We start from the raw sequence: 15,776 nt of genomic DNA on the forward strand, positions 1-15,776 counted from the left end.
CGCTAGGCGAATTTGCGCGCGGCCCTCCTCAGTTCGTACTCGTGGATGATCGCCTTGGCGTGGCCGTACGCGAGATTGTGCTCGTGGCGCAGCCAGCTGACCTTCTCCTCGAAGCGGAGAGCGGGGCCTTCGTCGACGGTGCGCAGCCAGTCGGAGACTTCACGGCCGGTGCAGTGGGGGATACGGGCGAGCAGATTGCGGTGGGTCTCCTCGGAGAGGACATGGGACATCGGCGCCTCCGGTTGCAAAGGGGATGTAAGCCGGTCCTTCAGGTCACGGTGCCTGAGCGTTCGCCCGTTGGCAACAGTCCGGGTACGACGCGTACGCTCACGGCGTGGTGGATACGACGTCTCTGACCCGTGCGGTGGATCACTTCGCCGATCGTTTGCGTGCCGCTCCGCAGAGCCGCTTGCAGAGAGGGGCGGCGGCCGAGGCGCTGGGGCTGGCCCGGGAGTTGGCCCGGTGGGCGCAGCGGATCGAGGAGCCGGGGACGGAGCCGCGGGAGATGCCGGATGCGGGGATGTTCGCGGCGGCTGATCAGATCACCGTGGCTGTCCATGATCTGGCGGTGGTGCTTTCCGACGACGGCCAGGTCGATGACGCTGTGCGGTTGGTCGCGGAGGCGCAGAAGCGGGCGGGGGTCTGAGGGCGGGTCGGCGGGTGCAGTCCCCCGGTGTCGAAAAAGAAGCCCTCAGAGGCTCGCGATGACCCTGTCCGCCAGGATGTAGACGTTCTCCTCGCCGCACGCGAACGTCAGGGTGTACGCGCCCGAGATGCCCGAGCCGCCCAGGAGGTACGGGGTCTCGCCCGCGGTGAGGGCGCCGGCCAGGCGGTCGGCCGTCTCGCGGTGGCCCGGGGTCATGCACAGGGTGGTGCCGTCGGCGAAGACATAGACGTCGAGGGTGCCGAGCGGGCCCGGGCGGACGTCCGTCAGTTCGGTGCGGGACTCGGCCAGTTCCTCCAGTGCGGCGACCGTGCGCTCATGGTCGTTCACGACCGGTGACTGGACCGGGACGAAGTCGGGGTGGGAGGGGTGCCGGCGGCGGGCCGCGGCCAGTTCGGGGGAGTCCCCGGCGAACTCGTCGGCGTCCGCGGGCGGCTCGGTCACCGGCTCCAGCGGTTCCAGGCCCACGAAGTCGGTCTGCCGGGGCAGGAACAGCTCGCTGTCCGGCAGGCCCAGCAGGGAGGGGGCGTCGGAGGCGTCACGCGCCTCCTGGGCGGCCCAGAAGGCGCGCGCCTCGGCCAGTTCCCGCTCCCGCTCCTCCGCGAGCGCCTCGGCCACGGCCGCGCGTATCTCGGCGGTGTCCGTGGTGCTGCGGGCGGCCGGTACGAAGCCCCGCCGCTCGGCCGCGAGGTTCTCGGCGAGCTGGGTGTGCAGGGCGGCGACCTGTCGGCGCAGCTGCAAGAGGGTGCGCAGGACGGCGACGCCCACGGCGCCCGTGGCGGCCGTGGTGACCAGCAACGCGATCGGCATGGCGCTCACTGACGTACTCCCGGTTCAAAGTCGACCCCCGACTTCCTACATCAGCTTGAAGGGCGGACTATCCCGCTGTCAGTGCGTAACGTCACGAAACGGACAGGAAATTGGGTCTGTGGTGCGGCTGTGAGCCGTGCTGAGCTGCGTAAATCCCTGACAGAGGGAGATAGGTCACATCCTGGGGGAGATTGGATCACAAATCGGCCCGGAGTCCAGGGGTTTCCCGGACTCCGGGCCATCACGTGACGGCAGGTGCCGAAACGGTTACGCAGAGACGGCCGGAGGGGTCAGCTCAGGCGCTCGATGACCATCGCCATGCCCTGGCCGCCGCCGACGCACATCGTCTCCAGGCCGAACTGCTTGTCGTGGAACTGGAGGGAGTTGATGAGCGTGCCGGTGATCCGGGCGCCCGTCATGCCGAAGGGGTGGCCGACGGCGATGGCGCCGCCGTTGACGTTCAGCTTGTCGAGGTCGATGCCCAGGTCGCGGTAGGAGGGGATCACCTGCGCGGCGAACGCCTCGTTGATCTCGACCAGGTCGATGTCGCCGATCGTCAGACCGGCGCGGCCGAGGGCCTGCTTCGACGCCTCCACCGGGCCGAGGCCCATGATCTCGGGGGAGAGGCCGGAGACGCCCGTGGAGACGATCCGGGCGAGCGGGGTCAGGCCCAGCTCGCGGGCCTTGGTGTCGGACATGATGACGACCGCGGCGGCGCCGTCGTTGAGCGGGCAGCAGTTGCCGGCCGTGACCAGGCCGTCGGGGCGGAAGACCGGCTTCAGGCCCGACACGGCCTCCAGGGTGACGCCGGCGCGCGGGCCGTCGTCCTTGCTGACCACGGTGCCGTCGGGGAGGGTCACCGGGGTGATCTCGCGCTCCCAGAAGCCGTTCTTGATGGCCTCCTCGGCGAGGTTCTGCGAGCGGACGCCGAACTCGTCCATGTCCTGGCGGGTGACGCCCTTGGCGCGGGCCAGGTTCTCCGCGGTCTGGCCCATGGAGATGTAGGCGTCGGGGATCAGGCCGTCCTCGCGCGGGTCGTGCCAGGTGGAGCCCTCCTGGGAGGCGGTGGCGACGGTCCGGGCCTCGGCCTCGGCGAAGAGCGGGTTCTTGGTGTCCGGGAGGCCGTCGGAGCTGCCCTTGGCGAACCGGGAGACCGTCTCGACACCGGCCGAGATGAAGACGTCGCCCTCGCCGGCCTTGATGGCGTGCAGGGCCATGCGGGAGGTCTGCAGCGACGAGGAACAGTAACGGGTGATCGTGCAGCCCGGCAGGTGGTCCATGCCCATCTGCACGGCGACGATCCGGCCCAGGTTGTAGCCCTGCTCGCCGCCGGGGAGGCCGCAGCCGAGCATCAGGTCGTCGATGTCCCTCGGGTCCAGCTCGGGGACCTTCGCCAGGGCGGCCTGGATGATCGTGGCGGTGAGGTCGTCCGGGCGCAGGTCCTTCAGGGAGCCCTTGACGGCGCGGCCGATCGGGGAGCGGGCGGTCGAGACGATGACGGCTTCGGGCATCACGGCTCCAGTGGCGGAAGGGGTTCGTTCGGGCACGGCTGCTTGGGAAGTTACCTGTCCGTACTCTCGCGGTCACCCGTGTCGCGGTGTGACCCTGACCGCACTTTCTAAGCGCTTGCTTGGTCAGGGGCGGGCCGGCTCGGCTCGGTCTCCTCGACCCTCCTCCTGCGGCGCCGCTTCAGCAGGGCCCAGGGGCCGCGCGGGCCCGTCGGCATCGCCGCCGTGACCTCGGTGCCCGCCTCCGACGCCGCCTCGGCCGCGGCGCGGGCCACCGGCAGGAAGCCCTCGCGGCGGGAGACGTCCGGGCGCTCCTCCTCCGGCCACAGGCCGAGCGCGGCGCAGAGCGTGGGCAGGACGGCCATCGCGGCGGTCGCGTACCCCTCCGCCGAGGGGTGGTAGTGGTCCGGGCCGAACAGCTCGCGCGGATTCTCCTCGAACTCGGGGCCCAGCAGATCGCCCAGCGACACCGTGCGGCCGCCCTGTTCGATCACACCGATCGTCTGGGCGGCCGCCAGCTGACGGGAGGCTCTGCGGGCCAGCCAGCGCAGGGGCTGCGGGACCGGCTCGATCGTGCCCAGGTCGGGACAGGTGCCGACCACCACCTCCGTACCGGCCGTGCGCAGCCGCCGTACCGCCGCCGACAGGTGCCGCACCGAGCGGGTCGGCGGCATCCGGTGGGTGACGTCGTTCGCGCCGATCATGATCACGCAGATGTCGGGCACCTGGTCGGAGGTGCCCAGGATCAGCGCGACCTGCCGGTCGAGGTCGTCGGACTGGGCGCCGGGCAGGGCGACGTTGCGCAGCTCCACCGGGCGTTCCGCGACCGCCGCGAGGCCGGAGGCCAGCAGGGCGCCCGGGGTCTGGCCGGAGCGGTGGACGCCCTGGCCGGCCGCCGTGGAGTCACCGAGCAGCACCAGCCGCAGGGGCGGTGCGGCGGGGGTGCCGGGGGCGTCGTAGGTCCGCCCGTAGCGGCCGTCCGCGTGCGGGGCGCGGTGGTGCTCGCCGACTCCGTTCACATGGCGCCGGGCCAGCTGCGCCTCCGCCAGCAGCAGTCCCACGACCGCCGCCCCGGCCAGGCCGATGCCGCCGCCGCCGTAGGCCGCGCCGGCCGCGATGCGCCGGGCCACTCTCGCCCTCGACATGCTCGTCATGCCTCGCCGCCACCTCCTCGTGTCCGTACACCCACTCCTTGCCCCGTACGGACCGTCGGCCAATCTCGACGGGGAGTGAACCTCACGGACGGGCCGTAGGCTGGCGTAACCACTACGACCACTGTTTTTGCAAGCAACCGGAGACAACGGTGCGATTCCACGACTCGATGATCAGCCTCGTCGGCAACACCCCGCTGGTGAAGCTCAACAGCGTGACCCAGGGCATCCAGGCCACCGTTCTGGCCAAGGTGGAGTACTTCAACCCGGGCGGCTCCGTGAAGGACCGCATCGCCCTGCGCATGATCGAGGCGGCGGAGGAGAGCGGCGCGCTCAAGCCGGGCGGCACGATCGTCGAGCCGACCAGCGGCAACACCGGGGTCGGGCTGGCCATCGTGGCGCAGCAGAAGGGGTACAAGTGCATCTTCGTGTGCCCCGACAAGGTGAGCACCGACAAGATCAACGTACTGCGGGCCTACGGCGCGGAGGTCGTGGTCTGCCCGACCGCCGTGGACCCCGAGCACCCGGACTCCTACTACAACGTCTCCGACCGGCTGGTGCGCGAGACGCCCGGCGCCTGGAAGCCCGACCAGTACTCCAACCCCAACAACCCGCTCTCCCACTACCACTCCACCGGCCCGGAGCTGTGGGAGCAGACCGAAGGGAAGATCACCCACTTCGTGGCGGGCGTGGGCACCGGCGGCACCATCTCCGGCACCGGGCGCTATCTGAAGGACGCCAGCGACGGCCGCGTCCAGGTCGTCGGCGCCGACCCCGAGGGGTCCGTCTACTCCGGCGGCTCCGGGCGGCCGTACCTGGTCGAGGGCGTCGGTGAGGACTTCTGGCCCACCGCCTACGACCGGACCGTCGCCGACGAGATCGTCGCCGTCTCCGACAAGGACTCCTTCCAGATGACCCGCCGGCTGGCCAAGGAAGAGGGCCTGCTCGTCGGCGGCTCCTGCGGCATGGCCGTCGTCGCCGCGCTGCGGGTCGCCGAGCGGCTCGGCCCCGACGACGTCGTGGTCGTGCTGCTGCCGGACAGCGGCCGCGGGTACCTCTCGAAGATCTTCAACGACGAGTGGATGGCCGACTACGGCTTCCTGGAGGACGAGGGCCCGTCCGCGCGCGTCGGCGACGTCCTGAACGACAAGGAGCACGGCGCGATGCCGTCCCTCGTCCACATGCACCCGGACGAGACGGTGGGCGAGGCCATCGAGGTGCTGCGCGAGTACGGCGTCTCGCAGATGCCGATCGTGAAGCCGGGCGCCGGCCACCCGGACGTCATGGCCGCGGAGGTCGTCGGCTCGGTCGTCGAACGCGAGCTGCTCGACGCGCTGTTCACCCAGCGGGCCTCCCTCTCCGACCCGCTGGAGAAGCACATGTCGGCCCCGCTGCCGCAGGTCGGCTCCGGCGAACCGGTCGGCGACCTGATGTCCGTGCTCGGCACCGCGGACGCCGCGATCGTCCTCGTCGAGGGCAAGCCCACCGGTGTGGTCAGCCGTCAGGACCTGCTGGCCTTCCTGGCCAAGGGCGGCAAGTGACGGCGAACGTCCGGTGAACTGCCGGTGCCGGCGGCGAAGTTCCGTTTACCTACCGAAGTGATGGACTTCGCGGAAGTGGTACGAGCGCGTCACGTCCGCGCAGCACCCGCTTAACACGGGTCCGGCACATTAGTGGGTGTCGGCAGGGCGGGAGCGGCTCCCCGCCCGGGCCGGCAACCGAACGGCGTCACGGACCTCCGGAGCGGCTCCCGGACCTCCACAGGCGCCATGGACGCGCAAGCCCGGCCTGACCCGGCCCGCGTCCCTCGCGGGGACCGCCGTCGTCCCGCCCCCCGGCAACGGGGGTGCGGCGGTCCCCGCGCACAGCTTTCTCCGTCGGCTCAGTCCTTCCGCTCAGTCCTTCCAGGCGTCGTCCTTCGACGACCGGCGGCGGGCGGCGCCGAACAGGCCGGGGTTGCTGCGGGCGGCCTGGACGGCGTTGACGCCGACGATGCCCACCCAGGTGACGATCAGCCCGGGCAGCTGCGCGGTGCCCGCGCCGATCGCGGACAGCGGGACCGCCAGCACCAGCGACACGATGCCGAAGCCGAACCGCTCGCCCCAGGAGTCCGTGGCCCTCGGGGAACGGGAATCACGGGCCGTCGCCGTCTGCGCCTCCGCGAACCCCCTGCGCACCCGGCGCTCCACCGCCGCGTCGATGCGCTGGTCGACCTTCTCCAGGAAGGAGTCCACCAGCGCGGACTCGTACTCCTCGCCCAGCTCCCTGCGGGTCTGCAGAGTGGCGTCGAGTTCTCTCTTCAGGTCGCTGTCGCGCGCGTCCATGGTGGTCTCCCATCCCGTCATGGACCTCCACGGTAGGGAGTGCGGGCGCCCCGCGCACGGGGGACAGCCCCCCTCTTCCGGGTCGGGTCCACCGGGGTGGACCCGACCGGGGGGCCTCGCCTACTTCGCCAGCCCGTGCTGCTTGGCGTACGCGTTCGCCACGTCCTCGGGGTCCTTCTTGTCGTTGTCGACCTGGCTGTTGAGCTGGGTGAGCTGCTCGGTGGTGAGCACGTTGCCGAGCCGGGCGAGGGCCTTGCGGACCGTGTCGTCGGCCTTGCGGTCGGCGATGAGCGGCACGATGTGCTGGCTGGGGATGAGGTTCTTCGGGTCGGTCAGCACCACCCAGTCGTTGGCCTCGATGTCCGTGTCGGTGGTGAACAGGTTCGCCACGTCCACATCGCCCTTCTTCAGGGCGCCCTTGACCAGCGGTCCGTCGGAGTCCAGCGACTTGAACTCCTTGAACTCGACGCCGTACACCTCCTGCAGACCGACCGCGCCCACCCGCCGCTTCTTCACCTCGGGCGCGGCGCCGATGACCAGCTTGCCGTTCTGCTTGGCCAGGTCGGCGAGGGAGGTCAGGCCGTACTTCTGCGCGGTCGCCCGGGTGACGACGAAGCAGTCGGAGTCGGCGGCCTGTCCGTACGGCAGCACCTGGAGGCCGCCGGGCAGCGCCACCGTGAGCGCGTTCTGCATGGTGCCGGGCTCGGCGGAGTCGTCCTTCGGGGCGAGGTAGTTGAGCAGGGCGCCCTGGTACTCGGGCAGCAGATCGATGTCGCCCGCCTTGAGCGCGGGGATCACGATCTCCCGGGTGCCGAGGTTGGGGCGGACCTTCACCTTGACGCCGGCCTGTTCCAGCACGGCCGCGTACAGGAAGCCGAGCACCTGGTTCTCGGTGAAGTTGGCGGTGCCGATGGTGATCCCGCCCTTGCTCGAACCACCGCCGGCGGTCGAGCCGTTCTGCTCGTTCAGCGAGGTGATGCCGCTGGAGCAGGCGGCGAGGACGGGCACGGAGCCGGCGGCGAGCAGGCCACCGAGGAGGGTACGACGGTTCATGGGCGGTGTCCCTAGGCGGTGCGGTGGCGGAAGAGGAAGCGCTGGAGGCCGGAGAGCAGCAGGTCGAGCGTGACGGCGACCACGGCGACCAGCACCGCGCCGCCCATCACCTGCACGAGGTCGCGCTGGGCCAGGCCGTCGAAGACATAGCGGCCGAGGCCGCCGAAGGAGACGTACGCGGCGATGGTCGCCGTGGCGACGACCTGGATGAGCGCGAGCCGCAGGCCGGTCATGATCAGGGGGAGCGCGAGGGGCAGCTCCACCTGGAGGAGGACCTGGTGGCCGCGCATGCCCTGGCCGCGGGCCGCGTCCTTCACCTCCGGGTCGACGGCCGTCATGCCCGCGTAGGTGTTGGTGACGATCGAGGGGACCGCGAGGGCGACCAGCGCGACGTACACCGGCAGCATCGACAGCCCGCCGGCCAGGAAGACCAGCACCACCAGGCCGACGGTCGGCAGGGCGCGGCCGAACGACGCCAGGTTGATGGCGAGGAAGGCGCCCTTGCCGGTGTGGCCGATGAGGAGCCCGAGGGGCAGGCCGATCGCGGCGGCGATGAGGGTGGCGAGCAGCGAGTACTGGAGGTGCTCGGCGAGCCGGTGGGCGATGCCGTCGGTGCCGGACCACTGGGTGCCGCTGGTCAGCCAGGAGCCGAGGTTCGTGAAGAGTTCGTACATGTCAGGCTCGCCGCCTCTTCCACGGGGTCAGGACGTACTGGAGGGCGACCAGCGCCGCGTCCGCGACGACGGCGAGGAGGATCGTGAGGACCACGCCCGCGATCACCGGGGTCGGGAAGTCGCGCTGGAAGCCGTCGGTGAAGAGCTGGCCGAGGCCGCCGTCGCCGATGTAGGTGGCGACCGAGACCAGGGAGATCGACATGACGGTCGCGATCCTGACGCCCGCCATGATCACGGGGAGCGCGAGCGGGAGCTCGACGGTGAGGAGCGTGCGCAGCGGGCGGGTGCCCATGGCCTTGGCCGCCTCCTTGGTCCGCGCCGGCACCGAGTCGAGGCCCTCGACCGTGTTCCGCAGCAGGACGACCAGGGTGTAGACGGTCAGGCCGATGACGGTCGTGGTGCGGGTCAGCCCGCTGACCGGCAGCAGGAGCACGAAGATCGCGATCGACGGGATCGTGAACAGGACGTTCGAGAGCCCGAGGAGGAAGCCGCGCAGGGGACGGATCCGGTGGGCGACCACGGCGAGCGGCAGCGAGATCAGCAGGCCGAAGAAGACGGCGGTCAGCGCGGCCTGGAGGTGGGAGATCGTGAGCGTGGTCAGGTCGTCGGTGTGGCCCGCTATCCAGGACCAGTCGATGGTCATGCGGCCACCCGGGCTTCCGCGTGGGCCTGGCCCGCGTGCTCGTGGATGTCGTCGCGGGAGGTGACGCCGGTGAGGACGCCGGCCGCGTCGACGCGGGCGACCAGGCCGGTGGGCGAGGCGACGGACTCGTTGAGCGCCGACAGCAGGGAGTCGTCGTCGCTGAGCGGCCGTACGGGCAGTTCGGCGTCCTGGTTGGCCCAGTGGAGCGGCTTGCGGGCCTCGTCGAGGACGAGGGTCCAGGCGCCGCCCTCGGGGGCCGGGCCCTGGGGGACGCCCGCGAGGGTCTTCAGCGAGAGCAGCTTCAGGCCGCGCTCGGCGCCGAGGAAGTCGGCGACGAAGTCGTCGGCGGGGCGGGCGAGCAGCTCGGCCGGGGAGGCGCACTGGACGAGGTGCCCGCCGGTGCGGAAGACGGCGATGCGGTCGCCGAGGCGGACGGCCTCGTCGATGTCGTGGGTGACGAAGACGATGGTCTTGCTCAGCTCCTTCTGGAGCCGGAGCAGTTCGTCCTGGAGCTGGGTGCGCACGACGGGGTCGACCGCGCCGAAGGGCTCGTCCATGAGCAGCACCGGCGGGTCGGCGGCGAGCGCGCGGGCCACGCCGACGCGCTGCTGCTGCCCGCCGGAGAGCTGGTGCGGGTAGCGCTTCCCGGCGTCGGCGGAGAGGCCGACGGTCTCCAGGAGCTCGGCGGCGCGGGCGCGGGCCCGGCGGCGGCCGTGGCCGAGCAGCAGCGGCACGGTGGCGATGTTGTCGAGCACCGTGCGGTGCGGGAAGAGGCCCGCCTGCTGGATGACGTACCCGATGGAACGGCGCAGTTCGGCCGCGTCCTGCCGGGTGACGTCCTTGCCGCCGACCTTGATGGTTCCGGAGGTCGGTTCCACCATGCGGTTGACCATCCGCAGGGTGGTGGTCTTGCCGCAGCCGGAGGAGCCGACCAGCACGGTCACGCCGCCTTCCGGCATGTCCAGGGTGAGGTCGTGCACTGCTGTCGTGCCGTTGGGGAAGCGCTTGTGGACCGCATCGAACTGGATCATGAGATGTCCCTTGCCCGGCTGTATAACGTCATGCAGAGTTCTTGGTGACTGAATAGCTTGTCAACGGTTCGGCGTTAATCCGACGTAACAGATGACCGTTGGGCAAGATCGAGTGTCCACATTGGGAAGGGTTTGGGGTCAATGTCGTCTCAGATCGTGGATGGCCCGGGGGTCGTGCACAGTGGCCTGGTCGTCCTCGACGGCGTCGCCCTCGGCGTCCCGGACGTCGTCCGCCTCGCCGACGGCACCGCCCGGCCGGTGCCCGGCACCGACGCGATGCTCCGGATGACCGAGGTCTGGGACGCCGCCCGGCAGATCGCCGCGACCGGACGCGTCTACGGCCGCTCCACCGGCGTCGGCGCCAACCGGAACGAGGACGTGCCCACCGAGGAGGCCGCCGAGCACGGTCTCCGGCTGCTGCGCAGCCACGCCGGCGCCATCGGCGAGGAACTCCCCGCCCGGCAGGTCCGCGCCATGCTCGCCGTCCGCGCCAACCAGCTCCTCGCCGGCGGCGCGGGACTGCGCCCCGGCGTCGTCACCGCCCTGTGCGAGGCCCTGACCGGCGGCGCGCACCCGGTCGTCAACGAGTTCGGCTCGGTCGGCACCGGCGACCTGGCGGCCCTGGCCCAGGTGGGGCTGGCGCTGGCGGGCGAACACCCCTGGCGCGGCGACGGCGCCCCCGCGCCCCAGCAGCTGGACAACAACGACGCCCTCGCCCTGATCAGCAGCAACGCCCTCACCCTCGGCCAGTCCGCCCTCGCCCTCGACGAGCTGCGCGGACTGCTGGAGGCCACCCAGGTCGTCGCGGCGCTCTCGCTGCTCGCCGTCGACGGCTCGCACGAGGCGTACGCCGCCCCCGTGCACGCCGCCCGCCCCCACCGCGGCTCCCGCGAGGCCGCCCGCCGCATGCGCAGGCTGATCGGCGCCGAGGACCGGCCCACCCCGCCCCTCGGGCGCATCCAGGACCCGTACGGCTTCCGCTGCCTGCCCCAGATCCACGGCCCCGCGCACGACGCCGCCGACGCCTTGGAGGAGGTGCTCGGCATCGAGATCAACGCCGCCGCCGAGAACCCCCTCATCTCCCCCGAGGACCAGACCGCCTACCACCACGGCGGCTTCTACCAGGCCCAGCTCGCCCTCGCCCTGGACCACTTCAGACTCTCGCTGGTGCAGGTCGCGCGGCTGTCCACCGCCCGGCTCTCCACCCTCAACGAGCCCGCCTACACCCGGCTGCGGCCCTTCCTCGCCGACGAGCGGCCCGCCTCCTCCGGAGTGATGATCCTGGAGTACGCCGCCGGCGCCGCCCTCGGCGACCTGCGGGCCTTCTCCGCGCCCGCGTCGCTCGGCCACGCTGTACTCTCCCGGGGCGTCGAGGAACAGGCCAGTTTCGCCTCGCTCGCCGCCCGGCAGACACTGCGGGCCTGCGCCGCGTACCGTCTCGTGGTCGGCTGCGAACTCGTCGCCGCCGTACGGGCGCTGCGCCAGCGCGAGCTGCGGCCCGAGCCGGGACTCCCGGCCGGGGCGGCGCTGGAGCTCGCCGAGGCGGCGCTCGACGCCGACCAGGCCGACCGGCCGCTCACGGACGACGTGAGCGCGGCGGCCCGGCTGCTGGACCGGTTCACGGACATCTGGAGGGGGAGCGGGGCATGAACGGGGAGACCGACATGGACGGCAGGGGTGGGGCGGACACCCCCGCCGGACGGCTGCAGGCGCTCTTCGAGGGGCACCGGCTGACACCGACCCAGCGGCGCATCGCCCACAGCATGGTGCGGCGCGCCGCCGACGTGCCGTTCCTGTCCAGCGTCGAGCTGGCCGAGCTGGCCGGCGTCAGCCAGCCCTCCGTGACCCGGTTCGCCGTCGCCCTCGGCTTCGACGGCTACCCCGCCCTGCGCCGGCACCTGCGCGAGGTCGCGCCCGCCGACCAGCCCGCCGGCTCCGCCTCGTACAACGAGTACCAGCAGGCCGTCGAGGCCGAGATCGAGAACCTGCGGCATCTCGCCGAACTCCTCGCCGACCCGCGCCCGGTGCACCGGGCCGGCCGGCTGCTGGCCGCCTCCCGGCCCCTCCCGGTGCTGGGCCTGCGGGCCGCAGCCTCCCAGGCCTACGGCTTCGCCTACTTCGCCGCCAAGGTCCACCCGGACGTCCGGCTGCTCAACGAGGGCGGCACGATGATCCAGGACCGGATCGACGCCGCCGTGCGCGCCGGTGCGACCGCGCTGCTGTGCTTCGCCCTGCCCCGGCACCCGCGTGAGGTCATGGACGCGCTGACCTGCGCGAAGGAGGCGGGGCTGACCGTCGTCACGGTCGCCGACTCCGCGTTCGCCCCGGTCGCCAAGGTCTCCGACCTGCTGCTGCCCGCCGCCGTCGGCACCGGCCTCGCCTTCGACACGGCGTGCGCGCCGATGCTGCTGGGCCGGGTCCTGCTGGAGGCGATGTGCGACGACCTGCCCGACGCGCAGGCCCGCCTGGAGGAGTTCGACACCCGGGCGGCGGCCCGCGGGCTGTTCGTCGAGTAGACCGGCAGCCGAATGGCCCGGCAGCCGGGGCCGCTCTCAGACTCGTCTCACGTTCGCTCTCTAGCCTGGACGGCCAACGACAACTGTGCCGGGGCGAAGACCGGGGCGAAGACCGGGCGAAGAGGAGACGGACGTGGCGCGCGGAGGTCAAGGGCTGGCCCGGGTGGCCGTCGTCGTACGGGCCGGGGCCGCACCGCTGTGGTGGTGCGGGGTGTTCACGGCGGGGGTCGGCGTCCTGCCGCCCGGGATCACCGGCCGCCGGATCGGGGTCATGGCGGGGGCCGCGCTGTTCCTCGTGGCGGCGGCCGTGGTCGCGCTGTACGGCCGCAGGCGCTACACCGCGCTCGCGGGCGGTGCCGCCCGGGCCGGCAAGCACGATGTGCTCCAGGACCGGGCGGTCACCGTCCGCACGTGGCGGCGCGGCCACCGCTGGTGGCTGCTGCTCGCCTTCGCGGCCGCGCTGGCCGGCTCCTTCGCCGTGCCCGCCGCCGTCGGCATGCTGATCGCCGGCTGCGGCACCGGGCTGCGGCTGAAGGCCGCCTGGCTGGGGCGGCGCGAGCGGGCCGGGGACGCGCTGCTGTGGGTGCGCGTCGACTGGCTCGGCCGGTACGGAGGCCGTCCGGCCGGAAAGGCGGTCAAGGCGTACCGCAGCACCGGCATCGGGGCGGGCGACGCGGCCCCGGGCGGCACCCGCCGCGGCACTCCCTCCTACGCCTGACGGGATTCCTTGCGTCTGACGGGATTCCTCCGCCCGACGGGACTGTCCTAGACCTCCAGGTCCTCCTCGATCTTCCTGAGCTGGTGGCGGGCCATCGCGAGGTTGGCCCGCTTGGCGTCCAGGACGAGGTACAGGAAGAGCCCGTTGCCGCCGCGCCCGCTGATCAGACGGATCAGGTGGTACTGGTCGGACAGCGTGATCAGGATGTCCTCGATCTGGGCCTTCAGCCCGAGGTGCTCCATGGTGCGCATCTTGGCGCGCACCACGTCGGTGTTGCCGGCCGCGGCCACGTTGAGATCGAAGGTCTTGGTGCCGCCCAGCGTGCCCAGCGCCATCCCGCTGGTGTAGTCGACGAGCGCGGCGGCCGATGCGCCCTCAATGGTGGCGAGCGCCTCTTTCAGTGCGGTTTCGGTGTTGGCCATGACGTGTTCCTCGGTTCCTCTCGACTTTCCGTGGTGGTGCGCGCGTCCGTGGTGGTGTCGCGCGCCGATCTGGTCCATAGGGGGGCGGCGGCGGGCCGGGCCGGTGTCCGCACGGGCGGCCGGTCCGGCGGCTTGGCGGGCGCGGCCCTCGGCTCCCGGGCCCGCGCCTCGCGCGCCCTCGCCTCGTACGCGTCGACCAGCTCCCCGATCCGGGCCCCGGCCCGGCGGCCCTCCAGGTGCAGCCGGCCGACGTTGACGCGGTCCTGCGCGAGCACCGTCAGCACGGCGTGGCCGCCCGCCGCGTACGTCGCGACATAGCCGTACCGCCCGCGCACGAGCAGCTCGCGCAGATCGCCCTGCCCGGTGCTGTCCGTGAGCCGTACGGCGACGCCCAGGGCGGCGGCGGTCAGCGCGGCCACCCCCTCCGGCTCCACGCCGGGCGTGTCGTGGGCGAGGACGAGGCCGTCCACACCGGCCGCCAGCGCACCGGTCAGCTGCGGCAGCCGGGCCCGCAACCGGCGGAGCTCTTCGAGGATCTCGGGCCCGGCGGCCATCAGTTCACTCCTCCCGTCGCGCGGTCGCTGCCGCTCAAAGGGCCTCCAGCGCATCTCTGAGCCTCTTCAGCAAGGTGATGTCGGGGTCGTTGACACGGGGCAGCGAGGCCGCGTGCGGGGGGTTGGCGGGGGGCGGCACCCCGGGAGCACCGGGAGCACCGGGCAGGGCGGGCGCACCGGCCGTGCCCGCCGCCCCCGGTCCACCGGACGAGCCGGTTCCGCCGGGGCCGCCCGCCGGTGGCGCGCCGGGCGTTCCTGTCTGGACGTACGGCGGTGGTGGCGGCGGTGGCGGTGGTGGCGGGAACAGCCCGGTCAGCAGCCCCGCCGCGGCGAGCCGGCGGACGTCCACCAGGGTGTGGAACGCCTGCCGGCCCAGCTCCCGGGCGATGTCCGACGCCGTGCGCACCCCGTCCACCAGCGCCAGCACGGCGCGCTGGCGCGCGGTCGGCGCCGGGGCGGCGAACGCCTCGGCCCGCACCAGCGGCGCCCCGTCGGCCAGCGGGTCCGGCCACAGCCGGTCCAGCAGCTCGCGGCGGCGCAGCGTCTCGCGCTCCAGCGAACCCACCGGCACCGACCGCAGCCCGCCCAGGGGATGCGCGGCGCCGTAGCGGAAGCGGCCCGGGGCGCTGCTGGGCGCGAGCACGAAGTACGCCGCGTCGTACAGCGCCGCCAGCTGGCACAGCTCCAGCGCGCCGCGCGGGATCCGGTCGGCGTCCAGGAGCAGCCGCAGCGCGCCCTGCTCCGGGCCGGCCCGGTCCAGCGCCTGCTGCCAGGAGGCGCCGTCCAGGGTGCCGTGGGTCAGGAGGAGCACGTCGAGGCCCGGAGCGAAGGGGCTCTCGGCGTGCACCACACGGCCCTCGGCCAGGTAGAGCGAGCCGCGCTCGCGCTCCAGGACGCCGGTGGCCCGGTCCGCGGCGAGCCGGGTCAGCATCGGCGACAGCCCGCCTCCCGCCTCCCGGGCCGCCGATCTCTCCCGCACCGGCAGCCGGGGCGGCGGGGTCGTGCCCTTCGGTGTCGTCCCCACGAGCGTCATCCCAGCACCAGCCGTCCGGCCATCTCGCCCAGCCGGATGCGGGCCAGCGCGAGATTGCCGTCCGACCGGCTCAGCCACACGTGCAGGAAGACACTGCTGTCGAAGGACGTCGGTACGAACCGCAGCAGGTGGTAACTGTCCCGGTTGCTGATGATCAGATCCTCCACCGGAGGCTCGGCCGCCTCCTCCGTCACGCCCTGGCCGGTGGCGTCGTAGCCCTCGGGGGTGAACGCCCGCTGCTCGGCCGTGAGCCGGGCGACCTCGGCGGCCTCGGCCGCGGCCGCCTCGTGGTCGCCGCCCGGGAACTCCCCGACGGCGCCCAGCGCCAGCCCGCTGGTCCAGTCGACCAGCGCTGCTCCCCGGGCCCCGGGCAGCCGCATGGCCTCCAGTAGGCACTCGTCGATTCCGGGCACCGTTCGGCTCCCCTCCCGCCCGCGGTTCGGATGAGTGAGGGAGACGCTACGCAACGTATGCGTCGCGGGTGAGGGATCTGGCATTTTCCAGCGGAACATGCGACCGAGTGACTAACGTGGGTCGGCTGGCCCCGTTTGGGGACGCGACGCCCCATGCGTCCCTATCAACACCGTGAGCACGGTTTACGTCAACGGCGCGCACTCCCCGCCCGGGGTGGTGAACCCGGTGCCGCGCGCCCCTTCCGGGCCTCCCGCGCCCCTT

General features: G+C 72.6%; 18 protein-coding genes. 5 read left to right on the forward strand and 13 right to left on the reverse strand.

Annotation, left to right across the window (positions count from 1 at the left end; all coding sequences use genetic code 11):
* Positions 1-2: 2 nt before the first annotated feature.
* The gene (locus ABZ490_RS19965) at positions 3-230 is read right to left on the reverse strand and encodes a DUF4287 domain-containing protein (RefSeq protein ID WP_358991680.1); all 228 of its coding nucleotides are present in this window, start codon (positions 228-230) and stop codon (positions 3-5) included.
* A gap of 104 nt (positions 231-334) precedes the next feature.
* Here ABZ490_RS19965 and ABZ490_RS19970 point away from each other — a divergent pair, with 104 nt between their 5' ends.
* On the forward strand, positions 335-646 hold the full coding sequence (locus ABZ490_RS19970; RefSeq protein ID WP_358991683.1) for a hypothetical protein: 312 nt from the start codon (positions 335-337) through the stop codon (positions 644-646).
* A gap of 45 nt (positions 647-691) precedes the next feature.
* On the opposite strand, the gene ABZ490_RS19975 is transcribed toward ABZ490_RS19970, so the two are convergent.
* The 3 genes from ABZ490_RS19975 to ABZ490_RS19985 form a co-directional block, all read right to left on the reverse strand.
* Entirely contained in the window at positions 692-1,483 is a 792-nt protein-coding gene (locus ABZ490_RS19975) for a hypothetical protein (RefSeq protein ID WP_358991686.1), read from the reverse strand.
* Between the two features lie 281 nt (positions 1,484-1,764).
* On the reverse strand, positions 1,765-2,985 hold the full coding sequence (locus ABZ490_RS19980) for an acetyl-CoA C-acetyltransferase (RefSeq protein ID WP_358991689.1): 1,221 nt from the start codon (positions 2,983-2,985) through the stop codon (positions 1,765-1,767).
* A gap of 107 nt (positions 2,986-3,092) precedes the next feature.
* Positions 3,093-4,136 carry an SGNH/GDSL hydrolase family protein gene (locus ABZ490_RS19985; RefSeq protein WP_358991691.1) on the reverse strand — a complete coding sequence of 348 codons (1,044 nt, stop codon included), beginning with the start codon at positions 4,134-4,136 and terminating at the stop codon, positions 3,093-3,095.
* Between the two features lie 149 nt (positions 4,137-4,285).
* Here ABZ490_RS19985 and ABZ490_RS19990 point away from each other — a divergent pair, with 149 nt between their 5' ends.
* Positions 4,286-5,674, forward strand: coding sequence for a cystathionine beta-synthase (locus ABZ490_RS19990; RefSeq protein WP_358991694.1), 1,389 nt, complete (start codon positions 4,286-4,288; stop codon positions 5,672-5,674).
* A 354-nt stretch (positions 5,675-6,028) separates the two neighbouring features.
* Here ABZ490_RS19990 and ABZ490_RS19995 read toward each other — a convergent pair whose 3' ends face one another.
* From ABZ490_RS19995 to ABZ490_RS20015, 5 genes are all read right to left on the reverse strand, one after another.
* Complete coding sequence (locus ABZ490_RS19995) at positions 6,029-6,457, reverse strand: hypothetical protein (protein WP_358991869.1); 429 nt, start codon at positions 6,455-6,457, stop codon at positions 6,029-6,031.
* Positions 6,458-6,577: 120 nt separating this feature from the next.
* Positions 6,578-7,510 (reverse strand): ABC transporter substrate-binding protein, encoded by a 933-nt coding sequence (locus ABZ490_RS20000; protein WP_358991697.1) that lies wholly within the window; start codon positions 7,508-7,510, stop codon positions 6,578-6,580.
* 11 nt (positions 7,511-7,521) lie between these two features.
* On the reverse strand, positions 7,522-8,184 hold the full coding sequence (locus tag ABZ490_RS20005) for an ABC transporter permease (protein ID WP_358991700.1): 663 nt from the start codon (positions 8,182-8,184) through the stop codon (positions 7,522-7,524).
* A 1-nt stretch (position 8,185) separates the two neighbouring features.
* A complete protein-coding gene (locus ABZ490_RS20010; RefSeq protein ID WP_358991704.1) occupies positions 8,186-8,827 on the reverse strand; it encodes an ABC transporter permease in 642 nt (213 codons plus the stop codon).
* On the reverse strand, positions 8,824-9,858 hold the full coding sequence (locus tag ABZ490_RS20015; RefSeq protein ID WP_358991707.1) for an ABC transporter ATP-binding protein: 1,035 nt from the start codon (positions 9,856-9,858) through the stop codon (positions 8,824-8,826). The genes ABZ490_RS20010 and ABZ490_RS20015 overlap by 4 nt, the downstream gene beginning before the upstream one ends.
* Before the next feature lie 141 nt (positions 9,859-9,999).
* Between ABZ490_RS20015 and ABZ490_RS20020 the strand changes: the two genes are divergently transcribed.
* The 3 genes from ABZ490_RS20020 (at position 10,000) to ABZ490_RS20030 (ending at position 13,092) form a co-directional block, all read left to right on the forward strand.
* Positions 10,000-11,508, forward strand: a complete 1,509-nt coding sequence (locus tag ABZ490_RS20020; protein ID WP_358991710.1) for an aromatic amino acid ammonia-lyase — start codon at positions 10,000-10,002, stop codon at positions 11,506-11,508.
* The gene (locus ABZ490_RS20025; RefSeq protein WP_358991713.1) at positions 11,505-12,374 is read left to right on the forward strand and encodes a MurR/RpiR family transcriptional regulator; all 870 of its coding nucleotides are present in this window, start codon (positions 11,505-11,507) and stop codon (positions 12,372-12,374) included. Before ABZ490_RS20020 ends, ABZ490_RS20025 begins: the two co-directional genes overlap by 4 nt.
* A 133-nt stretch (positions 12,375-12,507) precedes the next feature.
* Positions 12,508-13,092: a hypothetical protein gene (locus tag ABZ490_RS20030; protein ID WP_358991716.1), complete on the forward strand. Its 585-nt coding sequence runs from the start codon at positions 12,508-12,510 to the stop codon at positions 13,090-13,092.
* Between the two features lie 47 nt (positions 13,093-13,139).
* Here ABZ490_RS20030 and ABZ490_RS20035 read toward each other — a convergent pair whose 3' ends face one another.
* From ABZ490_RS20035 to ABZ490_RS20050, 4 genes are read right to left on the reverse strand one after another with little or no spacing between them, the layout of a single operon-like run.
* Complete coding sequence (locus tag ABZ490_RS20035) at positions 13,140-13,514, reverse strand: hypothetical protein (RefSeq protein ID WP_358991718.1); 375 nt, start codon at positions 13,512-13,514, stop codon at positions 13,140-13,142.
* Positions 13,490-14,068 (reverse strand): roadblock/LC7 domain-containing protein, encoded by a 579-nt coding sequence (locus ABZ490_RS20040; RefSeq protein ID WP_358991721.1) that lies wholly within the window; start codon positions 14,066-14,068, stop codon positions 13,490-13,492. The genes ABZ490_RS20035 and ABZ490_RS20040 overlap by 25 nt, the downstream gene beginning before the upstream one ends.
* Before the next feature lie 34 nt (positions 14,069-14,102).
* The gene (locus tag ABZ490_RS20045) at positions 14,103-15,101 is read right to left on the reverse strand and encodes a transcriptional regulator (protein ID WP_358991724.1); all 999 of its coding nucleotides are present in this window, start codon (positions 15,099-15,101) and stop codon (positions 14,103-14,105) included.
* Positions 15,098-15,514 carry a hypothetical protein gene (locus tag ABZ490_RS20050; protein WP_358991728.1) on the reverse strand — a complete coding sequence of 139 codons (417 nt, stop codon included), beginning with the start codon at positions 15,512-15,514 and terminating at the stop codon, positions 15,098-15,100. The genes ABZ490_RS20045 and ABZ490_RS20050 overlap by 4 nt, the downstream gene beginning before the upstream one ends.
* Positions 15,515-15,776: the final 262 nt, after the last annotated feature.

It is taken from the genome of Streptomyces sp. NPDC005811 (genome assembly GCF_040630405.1).
Lineage (GTDB): Bacteria > Actinomycetota > Actinomycetes > Streptomycetales > Streptomycetaceae > Streptomyces.

Coding starts and splice junctions, on each gene's coding strand:
- ABZ490_RS19965 (WP_358991680.1), bottom strand. CDS start 230: ATGTCCCATGTCCTCTCCGAGGAGACCCACCGCAATCTGCTCGCCCGT.
- ABZ490_RS19980 (WP_358991689.1), bottom strand. CDS start 2,985: ATGCCCGAAGCCGTCATCGTCTCGACCGCCCGCTCCCCGATCGGCCGC.
- ABZ490_RS19985 (WP_358991691.1), bottom strand. CDS start 4,136: ATGACGAGCATGTCGAGGGCGAGAGTGGCCCGGCGCATCGCGGCCGGC.
- ABZ490_RS19995 (WP_358991869.1), bottom strand. CDS start 6,457: ATGGACGCGCGCGACAGCGACCTGAAGAGAGAACTCGACGCCACTCTG.
- ABZ490_RS20000 (WP_358991697.1), bottom strand. CDS start 7,510: ATGAACCGTCGTACCCTCCTCGGTGGCCTGCTCGCCGCCGGCTCCGTG.
- ABZ490_RS20005 (WP_358991700.1), bottom strand. CDS start 8,184: ATGTACGAACTCTTCACGAACCTCGGCTCCTGGCTGACCAGCGGCACC.
- ABZ490_RS20010 (WP_358991704.1), bottom strand. CDS start 8,827: ATGACCATCGACTGGTCCTGGATAGCGGGCCACACCGACGACCTGACC.
- ABZ490_RS20015 (WP_358991707.1), bottom strand. CDS start 9,858: ATGATCCAGTTCGATGCGGTCCACAAGCGCTTCCCCAACGGCACGACA.
- ABZ490_RS20020 (WP_358991710.1), top strand. CDS start 10,000: ATGTCGTCTCAGATCGTGGATGGCCCGGGGGTCGTGCACAGTGGCCTG.
- ABZ490_RS20025 (WP_358991713.1), top strand. CDS start 11,505: ATGAACGGGGAGACCGACATGGACGGCAGGGGTGGGGCGGACACCCCC.
- ABZ490_RS20035 (WP_358991718.1), bottom strand. CDS start 13,514: ATGGCCAACACCGAAACCGCACTGAAAGAGGCGCTCGCCACCATTGAG.
- ABZ490_RS20040 (WP_358991721.1), bottom strand. CDS start 14,068: ATGGCCGCCGGGCCCGAGATCCTCGAAGAGCTCCGCCGGTTGCGGGCC.
- ABZ490_RS20045 (WP_358991724.1), bottom strand. CDS start 15,101: ATGACGCTCGTGGGGACGACACCGAAGGGCACGACCCCGCCGCCCCGG.